Raw genomic sequence first — 13,792 nt, 5'->3', positions numbered from 1 at the left:
AGACAACACAACCCAAGCATTACAATTCACCTTTCAACTTCACAATACCTAAACCGTCGGGACGATTGGTCTAGCCCTCTCAAGCTATATTATGCTGCGTATGCAAAACAACCTGACGTGTACTCCAGTAAAGTGCTTTTAAGTTAAAAGTCTTTTAACTGCTATCGACCGGAAGCGAAAACTCGCCTAACAGTCGCGGCGATCAATGCCATGTCGTAGCACAAGCTACGGTTACGCGCCCAGATCAGGTCAATTTTGGCTTTCGCGGGCACGCAGCGCCGTATGTAGACGGCATCGGTCTCCTCCTGCGTATGGCACTGTGCCAGCAATCGCTCCTCCCGCTTGTGAAAAACCAGCGTTGCCAAACCGGTCACGCCGGGACGGTTCTTCAACACCTCGCGGTAGATCTCCGGGCAGAGTCTCACGAATCGGGGCAGGGGCGGGCGCGGCCCGACAAAGCTCATGTCCCCGCGCAGGATGTTCCAAAGTTGCGGTAGTTCGTCCAACCGCTTCTGCCGCAGGAAACGCCCGGTCGCCGTGATCCTGCTTTGCTTGTAGGCGCCGGACACTGACGCGTCCCGGGCTGCGGTCGACATCGTGCGGAACTTCCACAGCGTAAAGCTTTGCCCCGGCGCTTTCATCCGTTTCGACGGGTAAAGGACCGGGCGACCATCCTGCGCGAGCACGGCGAGTGCCACGAGCGCCGCCGGCACGCAAAGCAAGACGACAAGAACCAATGCCAGAACGATATCCATCAGGCGTTTGCCGGGGGTCATACCGCACCCTTCAACGCGCTCAGGTCGGCGACAAGGGCCTTGGCGTCGGCGTTAAGTCGGATTTCCGGCAGTAGTTTCTGCATCCGTTTCGTGTCGAGCGACACCTCCTGCAAGGCCTCGGCCGGGGCAGGGCGCCACACCACGTCCTTGCCCGCCGCGCTGGCGAGGTCCTGCATCGCCACCGGTACAGGTGCCGCGATATTGAGCGCATCGGGCAGTGTCTCGATATCCGGGTCCGCCAGCCCGCACAGGACCTGCAAAAGGTCGCTGGCGCCGATATAACTGCGCATCGGGCCGTGTCCGTCCGCAAACCTGTCCAGGGTCACCGGTGCGTTCCCGGCCAACGCCACGGCCAGGCTGTCGGCCCCGACCACGTTGGCCAGGCGCAGGACGCAATCCGCTGCGCCCGTTCCGCGGTCGCCACACCGCACCGACCGTTCCATCGCGGCCTTGGCCGCGCCATAGGGCGTATGCGGCGCTATATCCGCCGCTTCGGTCAGTCGCGCACCGGGTCCGTAGATCGCGGCAGAAGACAGGTGAAACACTGCCCGCGCCCCAAGGCCCTGTGCCACTTGTCTTGACGTCTCGACCAGGGTCGCGTTCACCGCAAGCTCTTCAGCATTTCCTGCGGTCGCGCCCCACAGTGCCACCACCGCATCGCACGCGGGCAGCCGTGTGATGGGCTCCTCGGGCTGCCACTGCACGTCTCGTCCCGCCTTGCGCGACTGAAACACGATCTCTGAGTCTGCCGCAACGCCACAGGCCCGTGCCGCGTACAGCAATCGCCCGAGCCGTCCGCCTGAGCCAGTGATCAACATCCGCATGATGGCCGTCCCACTTGGGGCAATCCTGCCCGATTGCCGACTTTTTCGATTACCCCATTGTCTATCATCACGTCCATGAGATAGGAAACCGGTGCATGCCCGGGGGGGACAGGTACATTGAAGAAAAGTATCAGGTTTGTTTTTCTGGCGCTCTGTCTTGCGGCGCTGTCCGCCTGAGCCCTGCCGCGCGGCGCAGCGGTTCAGTCCGAGGTGCTCAGGGAACAGAGGTCCGAAAACCCCTCGTTCCAGCTTGTCGAGGTCACGCGCGCCCTGACCCCCTTGCTGGCCAAATGGCCGCGAAGCGGCGTGCAAAGTCAGTATCACTGGTTCGGTGCCGACCATGGCCCTGAATCGACCGCGATCCAGACTGGCGACATCGTCAATATCGTCGTCTGGGACAGTGAGGAGAATTCTCTGCTAACGGGGCTGGACGGCACCGCTGCCGAGATACCGCCGCAGACGGTCACGGCCAATGGCCGCATCTTCCTGCCCTATGTCGGAGAGGTTTCGGTACGGGGGCTTACGCCGTCCTCCGCGCGAGCCCGCCTGCAGTCGCAGTTCGAGCAGATCCAGCCATCCGTCCAGGTCCAGCTTTCGGTTATCCCCGGGCGGAACAACTCGGTCGATATGGTCGGCGGCGTCGGGTCTCCGGGCCGCGTGCCGCTGGAAAGCCGAAATACAAAGTTGCTCAGTGTCATCGCCCTCGCGGGCGGCGTCAATTCTTCGCTGCGCAACCCGTTGGTTCGCCTGCAGCGCGGTGGCCGCACCTACGAAACACGTGTCTCCTCGGTGCTCGAGAACGCCAACCGCAATGTCCGCGTTATCGGCGGAGACCAGATCGTCGTCGTAGAGGACGAGCGCAGTTTTACCTCCCTCGGGGCGACCGGCAGCCAGCGGATCGTCTATTTCGAAAAGGAACGCATGACCGTGATGGAGGCGCTTTCTTCGACCAGCGGTCTCAATTCCGGCACGGCCAATCCCAAAGGTGTCCTGGTCCTGCGCGACTACCAGCCCAAGGATCTCAAACCCGGTCTTGCCGGCCCGAACAAGCAGCAGGTCGTGTTCAGCTTCGACCTCACGTCTGCCGACGGGCTATTTTCTGCGCGGCAGTTTTACATGCAGCCCGACGACACGCTTTACGCGACTGAGTCGCCGATCAATTCGGCCAGAACCATCATGGGTCTCATCGGCACGGTCATCGGTGTCTCCACTTCGGTCAACCGCGTCACCGACTGACACAACACCCCCGATTAGTGGCCAACCGCTCAAATGATCGCCAACCGTTCGGCGCGTTCAGGCTCCGGAAACGGGCGGTCCAGTGCGACATCCGCGCTTTCGATCATGTCATGCATCCGAGCGTAGAGCGTCTCGGCCTAGGCGCTTTGTTGTCCGACCCACCTGAATGCCCGGTCAAGTTGCGCCAAGTCTGACAGCTCGATTTGCAACAGGAAGTCGCGATGGGCAGCCGAAGCCAGGTTCAGCTTGCGGCGCAACAGCGAGCAGTTTCCGACCATCTCCGCCCGCCTGAAGGTGGGACTTCCAGTCTTCCAGTGCCGCGGCGAATGGCAACGACTTGGCGTCTTTCTTGAGGTCGATCTGGCACGTATAGACGTTCATGACACGCGGTTTCCCAGTGGGTTTGCGCGTATCGTTGCACGAAAACCTTGCCAATTGGTTACCGCCACACGCGACGGGTCAGGATCACATCGCGACGAAGATGTTGTCGACATCGATATCCGGATCCACCGATTGCCGCCCCAGGGCAGCAGAAATCCGGGGCTTCCTTAATCTTGTTTGCCGACGAGCTGAGGCGAAAGTCGTTCAAAACGGCGCGCTTTGCGCGGCGCGTTCAGAAAATCAGGTTGCCTCCTGGTCCTCCGCCTTGTCCGTCGTCGCCTCGCCATCCAGCAGTTCCTCTTCTCCGGTCTCGGCGATCCAAGCGACGCTGACGACTTTCTCGCCTTTGCCCGTGTTGAACACCTTAACACCGCCCGCGCTGCGCGACCGGAACGAAATGCCTTCGACCGGCACCCGGATCGACTGCCCGCGCGAAGTGGCCAGCATGATCTGGTCCTCGAGATCCACCGGGAAGGACGCGACCAACGCGCCGCCGCGCATCGCCTTGTCCATCGCCTGCACGCCCATGCCGCCACGTCCGCGCACCGGGTAGTCGTGGCTCGAACTCAGCTTGCCAGCGCCCTGCTCGGTGATCGTCAGGATCAGGTTCTCCGCCGCTTTCATCTCCTCGAACCGTTCAGGGGGCAGGGGAGCGTCGGCATTGCCTTCGTCCTCGCCCGTGCCCTCGTCATCCGCGCCGGCCATCTGGCGGCGCATCTTCAGATAGGCGGCCCGCTCGTCCGGGCTGGCCTCGAAATGGCGAATGATCGACATCGAGACGAGGGTGTCTCCATTCTGAAGCCTGATCCCCCGCACACCGGTGGAGTCGCGCCCCTTGAAGACCCGCACATCGGTTGTCCGGAAACGGATCGCCCGGCCCGAGTCGGTGACCAGCATCACGTCATCATCCTCGGAACAGATGCGCACGTTGACCAGACGCGTGTTTTCGTCGGGCAGCTTCATCGCGATCTTGCCGTTCGACTTGACGTTGGTGAAGTCGCTCAGCGCGTTGCGCCGTACGTCCCCGGCCGAGGTGGCAAAGAATATCTGAAGGTTTTCCCATTCTTCTTCCGGCACATCCACCGGCATGATCGCCGCGATGCTGACGCCGCTGGGAATGGGAAGGATGTTGACGATCGCCTTTCCCTTCGACGTGCGTCCGCCCAGCGGCAGGCGCCACGTCTTCAGCTTGTAGACCATCCCGTCGGTGGTGAAGAACAAAAGCTGCGTGTGCGTGTTGGCCACGAAGAGCGTGGTCACCACGTCCTCTTCCTTGGTCTGCATCCCCGACAGCCCCTTGCCGCCGCGTTTCTGCGCGCGGAAATCGGCCAGCGCGGTGCGCTTTATATAGCCGCCTGACGTGACCGTCACGACCATGTCCTCGCGCTCGATCAGATCCTCGTCTTCCATGTCGCCCGACCAGTCGACGATCTCGGTGCGGCGGGGGACGGCGAACTGCTCTCTCACCTCGGTCAGTTCGTCCGAGATGATCTGCATGATTCTCTCGCGGCTGGCGAGGATGGCGAGGTATTCCTTGATCTTGCCGGCCAGGTCCTGCAGCTCGTCCGTGACTTCCTTGACGCCCAGTTGCGTCAGCCTTTGCAGGCGCAACTCCAGAATGGCGCGGGCCTGCGTTTCGGAAAGGTTATAGGTGCCGTCCTCGTTGGCCTTGTGGGTGGGGTCGTCGATCAGCGCGATATATTCGAGGATATCGCCAGCCGGCCAGCGCCGGGTCATCAGCTTTTCACGCGCCTCGGCGGCGTCGGCGGAGGCACGGATGGTCGCCACGACCTCGTCGACATTGCTGACCGCAACGGCCAGGCCGCATAGCACGTGACTGCGTTCTCGGGCCTTGCGCAGGTCATAGGCGGTCCGCCGCGCCACAACGTCCTCGCGGAATGAAATGAAGGCGCTCAGGAAGCCGTAAAGCGTCAGTTGCTCGGGACGTCCGCCATTCAGCGCCAGCATGTTGCAGCCGAAATGGGTCTGCATCGGGGTAAAGCGGAACAGCTGGTTCAGCACCACCTCGGCGGTGGCGTCGCGCTTGAGTTCGACCACCACGCGCACGCCGTGCCGGTCGGATTCGTCCTGCACGTGGGTGATGCCCTCGATGCGTTTTTCGCGCACGGTTTCGGCGATCTTCTCGATCATCGCCGACTTGTTCACCTGATAGGGAATCTCTTCTATAATAATGGCATAGCGGTCTTTCCTGACCTCCTCTATCCGGGTCTTTGCCCGCACGATGACGCTGCCGCGTCCCTCGATGTAAGCCTTCCGCGCGCCCGAGCGGCCCAGCATGATGCCGCCCGTCGGAAAGTCCGGGCCGGGGATATACTCGATCAGTTGCTCGGAGCTCAGGTCGGGGTTGTCGATCAGGGCCAGCGTGGCGTCGATGACCTCGCCCAGGTTGTGGGGCGGGATGTTGGTGGCCATGCCCACCGCGATGCCGCCGGCCCCGTTGACGAGCATGTTGGGGAACCGCGCCGGCAGGACCGTGGGCTCGCGGTCTTTGCCGTCGTAGTTGTCCTGGAAGTCGACGGTTTCCTTCTCGATATCCGCCAGCAACGCGCTGGCGGGCTTGTCCATGCGGACCTCGGTGTAGCGCATGGCGGCGGGGTTGTCGCCGTCCATCGAGCCGAAGTTGCCTTGACCGTCAAGTAGCGGTAAAGACATGGAAAAATCCTGCGCCATACGCACCAGAGCGTCGTAAATAGCGCTGTCGCCGTGGGGGTGGTATTTACCCATGACGTCGCCCACGGGGCGCGCGGATTTGCGGTAGGCCTTGTCGTGGGTGTTGCCGGTTTCGTGCATGGCGTAAAGGATGCGCCGGTGCACGGGTTTCAGACCGTCGCGCAGGTCGGGAATGGCGCGGCTGACGATCACCGACATGGCATAGTCCAGGTAGGACGTCTTCATCTCGTCGATGATCGACACCGTCGGGCCGTCATACGCGGGGCGCTCTGGCGGCATTTCGTCTTCGTTTTCAGGGGTTTCCGGCGTGTCGTTCACGTTCTGTCCCGTCCTGTGGCAACTGTTCTATATCTTGTTGCGGAAACTATACCAGAGGCAGGATATGGGGTGCAATGGCTCGTGTCCCGCGCCATTGGCAGCCAGCCGGGCAGGGTGATAACATACTGTTTTTATTGAAAACTAATAATTTCGTGGCACACTGAAAGACATAACAATCAAGAGTGGTGCCAACATGGGAACGGAAATGGAGCTTTCGGAAACCGAACTGATGCTGAAAGGCTATGGCCTGACGACAGCGGAATTCTATTACCACATGCCGGATTATGCGCATGTTATCAATACCTTCGTCTGGCAGGACTATGACCTCGCGCCGGATCATCCCAAGCTTTTCAAGTTCATCGAGTTCTGGCAGGACGAGATCGAGGGGCCGCTGCATTCGGTGCAGTTCATCCATCGCAAGATGATCAGCCCCGGGGAATGGCGGCAGGTCACCGGCGAGTTCTACATGAACTGAGCGCGGTCGGTTAACCGATCGGCGCAACGGGCCGAAATCACGGGGGTGACAGGCGTGCACCCCGCGTACACCGCCCGTGCACCGGGCGGTGCAGCCAAGCGGCGTTAACTTCTCGGCGGCAGCATGACGGGCATTACCCGCGTCATCCCGCTGAAAGGAGCCCCTGATGCGCCGTACGCCGCCCCCGCAGAAAACCCGCGCCGCGTTGATGGACGAATTGCGGCAGTTGCAGGAATCGCTGACCGAACACTGGCTGGACCGATCCCTGCCCGAGGAGTGGGAGGGGCTGGAAAGCCGCGAGCCGATCGCCCGCCCGAAAACGCGGGTCACCATCCGGCTGGACAGCGACATGTTGAAATGGTTCCGCCGCCTTGGCCCCGGCTATGGCGCGCGGATCAACCGGGTGCTGCGGTTGTACTGGCTGGCCCTGATCGAGGGGCGGGTCTATGCGCATTGGGACGAGAACGGCGCGGGGCCGCAATTTGCCGAGTACCTGGACCGGCAGATGGAGATCCTGCACGACCAGCGCGCCCGCCGCCTGAACGAGACCGCGACAGACGACGACAACCCGTTCGAGGGGATCAAGATCGACTTCGGCGACGACAAGGAGTGAAGCGGGCCAGCTGCGCCCGGATCAATAGGGCGGACAGCTGGACGGTGGCGGGGGCAAGTCGGGCAGGGCACAGCCGCAATGGGATTTCAGCAGGGTGAACCGCTTACTGCGCAGCCCCATCCGCTGAAGCTGGCGATGCACGTGGCCCAACCGCGGGCGTGCGCCGGTCGAGAGTTCACGATCCATCACCATGCGGCCATCGAAGTGGACCTGGCTTGCCGTGTCATCGGCATCTTCCGGCAGGTGTCCCAGGGCCACCGCCTGCCGCTTGCTGCAATCGACCAGCACGTAGGTGGGCCGGTATCCCGCGGCGTCGGGATCAAGCTGCGAAAAAAGCACGGTGCTGCCGTTGGCGTGTTCGAGCATCGCTCGCTGACCGTTCGAGACCTCGCAGACCGGCGGAGGCAGGGCGCAGGCGGCGGCCCGCGCGGCAGAGCAGAGGGTGACAAGGGCGGCAAGGGCTGCGGTGCGGGACATGGGGTGACCTCACTGAAAAAGGGCGCGTGAGATGTTCACGCGCCCCTGTATGTCGTCTGATCCCTGTCCGGGGTTCAAACCCCGGGGCAGATCAGGGGATGATGCGCGTATACTTGGTGCCTTCGAGCGACGCGCCTACCAGTGCCCCCGCCTGGCCGAAGATCACCGCGAGCACCGGCGTGCTGGCCGTGGTGGTGTCGGCCCGCAGGTTTTCGCCCTTGTCCGAGAAGACGTATTCGATATCCGCGCCCGCGACCCAGCCGGAAGCGCGGCGGAAGCCGGCCAGCGCGTCTTCGGTCATGAAGAACAACACGTGGGCGAATTGCTGCGCCCCGATCTGAAGCCCGACGCTGCCCTTGGCCGCAGAATAATAATCGACCGTCGCACCGCCCACGCGCAGGGCGCCGCGGCCATAGCCGCCGCCGACGATGAAACCGCCCTCGGTGATCAGGGGCATGACAAGCTGGCCCACGGACTTGGCCGCGATGTCGCGGGTCTGGGGGTAGCGTTGGTAAAGGTAATTGAGCGTCGAGTCGACGCGGGCGTCAATCTTCTGCGAGCCGACGCTGCCGACCCCGTTGCCGCAAGCGGCCAGGAGGGGGGATGCGGCCAATGCACCGAGCGTGAAGCTTCGCCGGGAAAGGTTTTTCATGATACTGCCTGTTCGTTGCCTGATCCGTGGCCGGTCTTTTGTAGAATGCCGGCCTGTCCCTACACTATAGAGGGGAAGACAGGCGGTGTCACCACAGTTTGTGGTGTCCGGGCAGATAAGCAAGAACCCGCGTGGGTATCAGCCGTTCAGCATCCGCGCGACGGCGGGGGCAAAATAAGTCAGGATGCCGTCGCAACCGGCCCGTTTGAAGGCCATCAGGCTTTCGACCATGGCGCGGTCGTGGTCGATCCAGCCGTTCTGCGCGGCGGCCTGGATCATCGCGTATTCGCCCGACACCTGGTAGGCATATGTGGGCGCGCCGAATTCGTCCTTCACCCGGCGGCAGATGTCCAGGTAGGGCATCCCGGGCTTGATCATCACCATGTCGGCGCCCTCGGAAAGATCGCGGGCGACACAGCGCAGCGCCTCGTCGGAATTGGCCGGGTCCATCTGGTAGGTCTTCTTGTCGCCTTTCAGCGCGCCCGAGGCGCCGACCGCGTCGCGGAACGGGCCGTAGAAGGCGGAGGCGTACTTGGCGGCATAGCTGAGCAGGAGCGTGTTCTTGTGGCCTTCGGATTCCAGCGCGGCGCGCAGGGCGCCGATGCGGCCGTCCATCATGTCCGAGGGGCCGATGATGTCGACCCCCGCCGCGGCCTGGCTGAGGGCCTGTTTCACCAGCGCCTCGATGGTCTCGTCGTTGAGGATCTCGCCATCCACGACAAAGCCGTCATGGCCGGTGTCGGAATAGGGGTCGAGCGCCACGTCGGTCATGATGGCAATGTCGGGCACCGCGTCCTTGATGGCGCGGGTGGCGCGGTTCGATAGGTTGTCGGGGTTCCACGCCTCGGCGCAATCCGAGGTGCGGTTCTCGGCCGAGGTATAGGGAAAGATGCAGATTGCGGGGATGCCGAGGGATTGCGCCTCGCGGGCGGCCTCGACCACGCGGTCGACGCTGCGGCGCAGGACGCCGGGCATGGAGGGCACGGGGTCTTCCTGGCCTTCACCGTCGCACACGAAGACCGGCCAGATGAGGTCTGCCGGGGTCAGCGTGTTCTGGGCCACCAGCGACCGGATTGCCGGCGTGGCGCGGGTGCGGCGCAGGCGCGTGACGGGGAAGGGCCCTTGGGTGGGACGCATTGTAGCCATCCTTTTTCTTAGTCGCCTTCTGAGTGGCATGGAAATTCCGCCATCTCAAGGGTAGGAATTGGCGCAGAGCGGCGCTAAGAGGTGCCCGGATAGAACGCGGCACAGCGCAAAGACGCAACGAGGCACCGGCATTGGACCTGATCGAGACCATTTTCGAGCTGATCGACATGCGCAGCTTCAGCAACCTTTGGTTCTGGATCGTGCTGGCGGTGCTGTGGTCGTCGACCAGCCACTGGGTGCTGGGCGTGCCGTGGGACATGGTGCAGCGCGCCAGGAGCGGCGATGAGCAGGGGGTCATCGACCTGCACGACATGGTGCGCATCAACAGCAACCGCCTGCTTTACATCGCGCGCGAAACCGGGATGCTGCTGGCCGGGTTCGCCTGTTTCGTGCTGACCACGCTGGGGCTTCTGGGGTTCGTCTATCGCAACGAGTTCAGCCAGGCGGTGTTCCTGCTGGCCTTTCCGATGACGCTGGTGGCGCTTTTGTCGATCTATACCTCCCACCGCATCAACCGTGACGGGCTGGTGGGCGAGGCGCTTTACAAGCGAATGCATTACCACCGCGTCACGACGCAGTTCCTCGGCATCCTGTCGATCCTTGCGACCGCGATGTGGGGCATGCTGGTCAACATGTCGACCGGCGCGCTTGGCTGAGGGGCTGCAAATGGCCGAAAACAAACGTATCGCCGTTGGCGGCGCGCCCGAAGGCTTCGACGCAAGGCTGATCCTGGACGAGGCCGCCCGCGCGGAGGGCCCCGTGATCCATGTCGCCCGCGACGACAAGCGGATGGCGGCGATGGAGGAGGCGCTGCGCTTTTTCGCGCCGGACATGCCGGTGATCCGCTTTCCCGGCTGGGATTGTCTGCCCTATGACCGGGTCTCGCCTAACGCCGACATTTCCGCCACGCGGATGGCAACGCTGGCCGGGCTGGTGCATGGCGGACCGTCGCGGTTCATCCTGCTGACCACGCTGAATGCGGCGACACAGCGGGTGCCCGCGCGGGACGTGCTGCGCGAGGCGGCGTTTTCGGCGCAGGTCGATTACCAGATCGACGAGGAGGCGCTGAAATCCTTCCTCGTACGCATGGGCTTTACCCAGGCGCCCACGGTGATGGAGCCGGGCGATTATGCCGTGCGCGGCGGGATCATCGACATCTACCCGCCGGGCGAGAGCGGCCCGGTGCGGCTGGACCTGTTCGGTGACGTGCTGGACGGCGTGCGGCGGTTCGACCCGGCCACGCAGCGCACCACGGAAAAGCTGGACCGGATCGAGCTGGCCCCGGTCAGCGAGGTCATTCTGGACGAGGCCGCGATCACCCGGTTCCGGCAGAATTACCGCATCGAGTTCGGCGCGGCCGGCAGTGACGACCCGCTTTACGAAGCCGTCAGCGCGGGGCGCAAGCAGGCGGGGATGGAGCATTGGCTACCGCTGTTTCACGAGCGGCTGGAGACGCTGTTCGACTATATCCCCGGCGCGCCGGTCAGCCTGGATGACCAGGTCGAGGCGGCGCGGGAGGCGCGGTGGGTGTCCATCGCCGACCAGTACGATGCGCGCAAGCACGCCATGACCCAGAAGGGCCGCGAGGACAGCATTTACAAGCCCATCGCGCCCGATCTTCTGTATCTCGATAACGATGCCTGGGGGGCCGCCCTGGGGGACCGTCGCGTGCTGGCCCTGTCGCCCTTGCCGCAGGCGCCGGGGCCGGGGGTGATCGACGCGGGCGGGCGGATAGGCCGCAATTTCGCGCCCGAACGTCAGCAGGAAAAGATCAACCTTTTCAGCGTCCTGAAAGACCATATTGATGCGCGCATGGCCGAGGGCCCGGTGCTGGTCGCGTCCTATTCGGACGGTGCGCGCGAGCGGCTGGAAGGGCTGTTGGAAGACGAGGGTTTGCTGGGTGCGGTGACGGTCAAGAATGCCGGGGCCATTGGCAAGCGCGGCTTGCACCTGGCGGTCTGGGGGCTGGAGCATGGGTTTACCGCGCCCGGTCTGACGGTGATCGCCGAGCAGGATATCCTGGGCGACCGTTTGATCCGGTCCCCGAAGAAGCGGCGGCGGGCCGAGAACTTTCTGACCGAGGCGCAGAGCCTGTCGCCCGGCGACCTGGTGGTGCATGTCGACCACGGGATCGGGCGTTACACGGGGCTGGAAGTGGTCACGGCGGCGGGCGCGGCACATGAATGCCTGCTGCTGGAATATGCAGAACAATCAAAGCTTTACCTGCCGGTCGAGAATATCGAACTGCTGAGTCGATACGGCCACGAGGAGGGTCTGCTGGACCGTCTGGGCGGCGGCGCGTGGCAGGCCAAGAAGGCCAAGCTGAAGGAACGCATCCGCGAGATGGCCGACCGCCTGATCCGGATCGCTGCAGAACGCGCGCTACGCAAGGCGCCGGTGCTGGAGCCCGAGCACCACGCGTGGGAGGCGTTCTCGGCCCGGTTCCCGTACCAGGAGACGGACGACCAGTTGCGCGCCATCGAGGACGTGGTGGCCGACCTCGACAGCGGCACGCCGATGGACCGGCTGATCTGCGGTGACGTCGGTTTCGGCAAGACCGAGGTGGCGATGCGCGCGGCCTTTATCGCCGCCATGTCGGGGATGCAGGTGGCGGTGATCGCGCCGACGACCCTGCTGGCACGCCAGCATTACCAGAGCTTTGCCGAGCGGTTCCGGGGCTTTCCGGTGACGGTGGCGCCTTTGTCGCGCTTCGTGTCGTCAAGCCAGGCCACCAAGACCCGCGCGGGGCTGGCGGACGGCACGGTGGATATCGTGGTGGGCACGCATGCTCTGCTGGCCAAGAACATCCGGTTCAAGAACCTTGGCCTGCTGGTGATCGACGAGGAACAGCGGTTCGGCGTGACCCACAAGGAGCGGCTGAAATCGCTGCGCTCCGAAGTGCATGTGCTGACCCTGACCGCGACGCCGATTCCACGGACGCTGCAACTGAGCCTCAGCGGCGTGCGGGACCTGAGTATCATCGGCACGCCGCCCATCGACCGGCTGTCGATCCGCACCTATGTCAGCGAGTTCGACACGGTGACGATCCGCGAGGCGCTGCTGCGCGAGCATTACCGGGGCGGGCAGAGTTTCTACGTGGTGCCGCGCATCAGCGACATTGCCGAGATCGAGGACTTCCTGCGCACCCATGTGCCCGAGGTCAGTTTCGTGGTGGCGCATGGCCAGATGGCGGCCAAGGAGCTGGATGAACGCATGAACGCGTTCTACGACGGCAAGTACGATGTGCTGCTGGCCACGACGATCGTGGAATCAGGGCTGGATATCCCGACGGCGAACACGATGGTGGTGCATCGCGCCGACATGTTCGGCCTGTCGCAGCTTTACCAGATCCGGGGCCGTGTGGGGCGGGCCAAGACGCGGGCCTATGCGTATTTGACGACCAAGCCACGGATGCGCCTTACGCCGTCCGCCGAGAAGCGATTGCGGGTGCTGGGCAGTCTGGATCAGCTGGGCGCGGGGTTCACGCTGGCGTCTCAGGACCTCGATATTCGCGGGGCGGGCAACCTGCTGGGCGAGGAACAGTCCGGGCAGATGCGCGACGTGGGGTACGAGCTTTACCAGTCGATGCTGGAAGAGGCGATCGCCAAGATCAAGTCGGGGCAGCTGGAGGGGCTCAGCGAGGCGGACGAGCAATGGGCGCCGCAGATCAACCTGGGCGTGCCGGTTCTGATCCCCGAGGACTACGTCCCCGACCTGGATGTCAGATTGGGATTGTACCGCCGTCTCAGTGGCTTGGCGACCAAAGTTGAACTGGAAGGCTTCGCCGCCGAGCTGATCGACCGGTTCGGCAAGCTGCCGCGCGAAGTGAACACGCTGATGCTGGTCGTGCGGATCAAGGCGATGTGCAAACGCGCCGGGATCGCCAAGCTGGACGGCGGGCCGCGGGGGGCGACGATCCAGTTCCACAACGACAAGTTTTCCAACCCTCAGGGGCTGGTGGAATTCATCAAGGATCAGAAGGGGCTGGCCAAGGTCAAGGACAACAAGATCGTGGTCAAACGCAGCTGGAAATCCGACGCCGACAAGATCAAGGGCGCGTTCGCCATCGCGCGGGACTTGGCGGAGAAGGTGAAGGAAGGCAAGAAGGGGTGAGAGCTTCGGCCGCGTGATTGCCAGACCGCGGGGTGGCGATCCGACGTCATTTCAGGGCACTTTATCGCCGCAAATTCCGCGAGACTTCCA

The 13,792-nt window shown here is 63.5% G+C and carries 12 protein-coding genes and 1 pseudogene; 5 read left to right on the top strand and 8 right to left on the bottom strand.

What is annotated here, in order from left to right; translation table 11 throughout:
* Positions 1-161 precede the first annotated feature (161 nt).
* Together RBB18_RS01290 and RBB18_RS01285 are read right to left on the bottom strand one after the other, a co-directional pair.
* Positions 162-776, bottom strand: a complete 615-nt coding sequence (locus RBB18_RS01290) for a sugar transferase (protein ID WP_306111917.1) — start codon at positions 774-776, stop codon at positions 162-164.
* Positions 773-1,600, bottom strand: a complete 828-nt coding sequence (locus RBB18_RS01285; protein ID WP_103761152.1) for an NAD(P)-dependent oxidoreductase — start codon at positions 1,598-1,600, stop codon at positions 773-775. Before RBB18_RS01285 ends, RBB18_RS01290 begins: the two co-directional genes overlap by 4 nt.
* 210 nt (positions 1,601-1,810) lie before the next feature.
* On the opposite strand from RBB18_RS01285, the gene RBB18_RS01280 reads away from it, so the two are divergent.
* A complete protein-coding gene (locus RBB18_RS01280; RefSeq protein WP_306111918.1) occupies positions 1,811-2,836 on the top strand; it encodes a polysaccharide biosynthesis/export family protein in 1,026 nt (341 codons plus the stop codon).
* A 29-nt stretch (positions 2,837-2,865) separates the two neighbouring features.
* Here the strand turns inward: RBB18_RS01280 and RBB18_RS23170 are convergent.
* The 3 genes and pseudogenes from RBB18_RS23170 to gyrA form a co-directional block, all read right to left on the bottom strand.
* A pseudogene (locus RBB18_RS23170) lies at positions 2,866-3,093 on the bottom strand (DUF6614 family protein).
* Entirely contained in the window at positions 3,011-3,217 is a 207-nt protein-coding gene (locus RBB18_RS23165; RefSeq protein WP_338020407.1) for a DUF6614 family protein, read from the bottom strand. The pseudogene RBB18_RS23170 and the gene RBB18_RS23165 overlap by 83 nt, the downstream one beginning before the upstream one ends.
* Before the next feature lie 240 nt (positions 3,218-3,457).
* Complete coding sequence (gene gyrA / locus RBB18_RS01270) at positions 3,458-6,187, bottom strand: DNA gyrase subunit A (RefSeq protein ID WP_103761838.1); 2,730 nt, start codon at positions 6,185-6,187, stop codon at positions 3,458-3,460.
* A 244-nt stretch (positions 6,188-6,431) separates the two neighbouring features.
* Between gyrA and RBB18_RS01265 the strand changes: the two genes are divergently transcribed.
* Together RBB18_RS01265 and RBB18_RS01260 are read left to right on the top strand one after the other, a co-directional pair.
* Positions 6,432-6,701 (top strand): usg protein, encoded by a 270-nt coding sequence (locus RBB18_RS01265; protein WP_103761153.1) that lies wholly within the window; start codon positions 6,432-6,434, stop codon positions 6,699-6,701.
* 166 nt (positions 6,702-6,867) lie between these two features.
* A complete protein-coding gene (locus RBB18_RS01260; RefSeq protein WP_211286092.1) occupies positions 6,868-7,314 on the top strand; it encodes a BrnA antitoxin family protein in 447 nt (148 codons plus the stop codon).
* A gap of 21 nt (positions 7,315-7,335) precedes the next feature.
* On the opposite strand, the gene RBB18_RS01255 is transcribed toward RBB18_RS01260, so the two are convergent.
* The 3 genes from RBB18_RS01255 to hemB form a co-directional block, all read right to left on the bottom strand.
* On the bottom strand, positions 7,336-7,791 hold the full coding sequence (locus RBB18_RS01255) for a hypothetical protein (protein ID WP_306111919.1): 456 nt from the start codon (positions 7,789-7,791) through the stop codon (positions 7,336-7,338).
* Between the two features lie 91 nt (positions 7,792-7,882).
* Positions 7,883-8,443 carry a YSC84-related protein gene (locus tag RBB18_RS01250; RefSeq protein ID WP_103761155.1) on the bottom strand — a complete coding sequence of 187 codons (561 nt, stop codon included), beginning with the start codon at positions 8,441-8,443 and terminating at the stop codon, positions 7,883-7,885.
* A gap of 138 nt (positions 8,444-8,581) precedes the next feature.
* Positions 8,582-9,580, bottom strand: a complete 999-nt coding sequence (gene hemB, locus RBB18_RS01245; protein WP_306111920.1) for a porphobilinogen synthase — start codon at positions 9,578-9,580, stop codon at positions 8,582-8,584.
* Between the two features lie 140 nt (positions 9,581-9,720).
* On the opposite strand from hemB, the gene RBB18_RS01240 reads away from it, so the two are divergent.
* Positions 9,721-10,245, top strand: a complete 525-nt coding sequence (locus RBB18_RS01240) for a component of SufBCD complex (protein WP_103761156.1) — start codon at positions 9,721-9,723, stop codon at positions 10,243-10,245.
* 10 nt (positions 10,246-10,255) lie between these two features.
* Complete coding sequence (gene mfd / locus RBB18_RS01235; RefSeq protein ID WP_306111921.1) at positions 10,256-13,702, top strand: transcription-repair coupling factor; 3,447 nt, start codon at positions 10,256-10,258, stop codon at positions 13,700-13,702.
* The last annotated feature ends 90 nt before the right edge of the window (positions 13,703-13,792 follow it).

This window comes from Roseovarius sp. MMSF_3298 (assembly GCF_030733705.1).
Classification (GTDB): domain Bacteria; phylum Pseudomonadota; class Alphaproteobacteria; order Rhodobacterales; family Rhodobacteraceae; genus Roseovarius; species Roseovarius confluentis.
The sequence above is the reverse complement of the archived record's forward strand: the minus strand, read 5'-3'. Positions and strand labels throughout refer to the sequence as shown.

What these genes read in the sequence shown, in the direction of transcription:
- RBB18_RS01290 (WP_306111917.1), bottom strand. Translation starts at nt 776, where the DNA reads ATGACCCCCGGCAAACGCCTGATGGATATCGTTCTGGCATTGGTTCTT.
- RBB18_RS01285 (WP_103761152.1), bottom strand. Translation starts at nt 1,600, where the DNA reads ATGCGGATGTTGATCACTGGCTCAGGCGGACGGCTCGGGCGATTGCTG.
- RBB18_RS23165 (WP_338020407.1), bottom strand. Translation starts at nt 3,217, where the DNA reads ATGAACGTCTATACGTGCCAGATCGACCTCAAGAAAGACGCCAAGTCG.
- gyrA (WP_103761838.1), bottom strand. Translation starts at nt 6,187, where the DNA reads ATGCCGCCAGAGCGCCCCGCGTATGACGGCCCGACGGTGTCGATCATC.
- RBB18_RS01265 (WP_103761153.1), top strand. Translation starts at nt 6,432, where the DNA reads ATGGAGCTTTCGGAAACCGAACTGATGCTGAAAGGCTATGGCCTGACG.
- RBB18_RS01260 (WP_211286092.1), top strand. Translation starts at nt 6,868, where the DNA reads ATGCGCCGTACGCCGCCCCCGCAGAAAACCCGCGCCGCGTTGATGGAC.
- RBB18_RS01255 (WP_306111919.1), bottom strand. Translation starts at nt 7,791, where the DNA reads ATGTCCCGCACCGCAGCCCTTGCCGCCCTTGTCACCCTCTGCTCTGCC.
- RBB18_RS01250 (WP_103761155.1), bottom strand. Translation starts at nt 8,443, where the DNA reads ATGAAAAACCTTTCCCGGCGAAGCTTCACGCTCGGTGCATTGGCCGCA.
- hemB (WP_306111920.1), bottom strand. Translation starts at nt 9,580, where the DNA reads ATGCGTCCCACCCAAGGGCCCTTCCCCGTCACGCGCCTGCGCCGCACC.
- mfd (WP_306111921.1), top strand. Translation starts at nt 10,256, where the DNA reads ATGGCCGAAAACAAACGTATCGCCGTTGGCGGCGCGCCCGAAGGCTTC.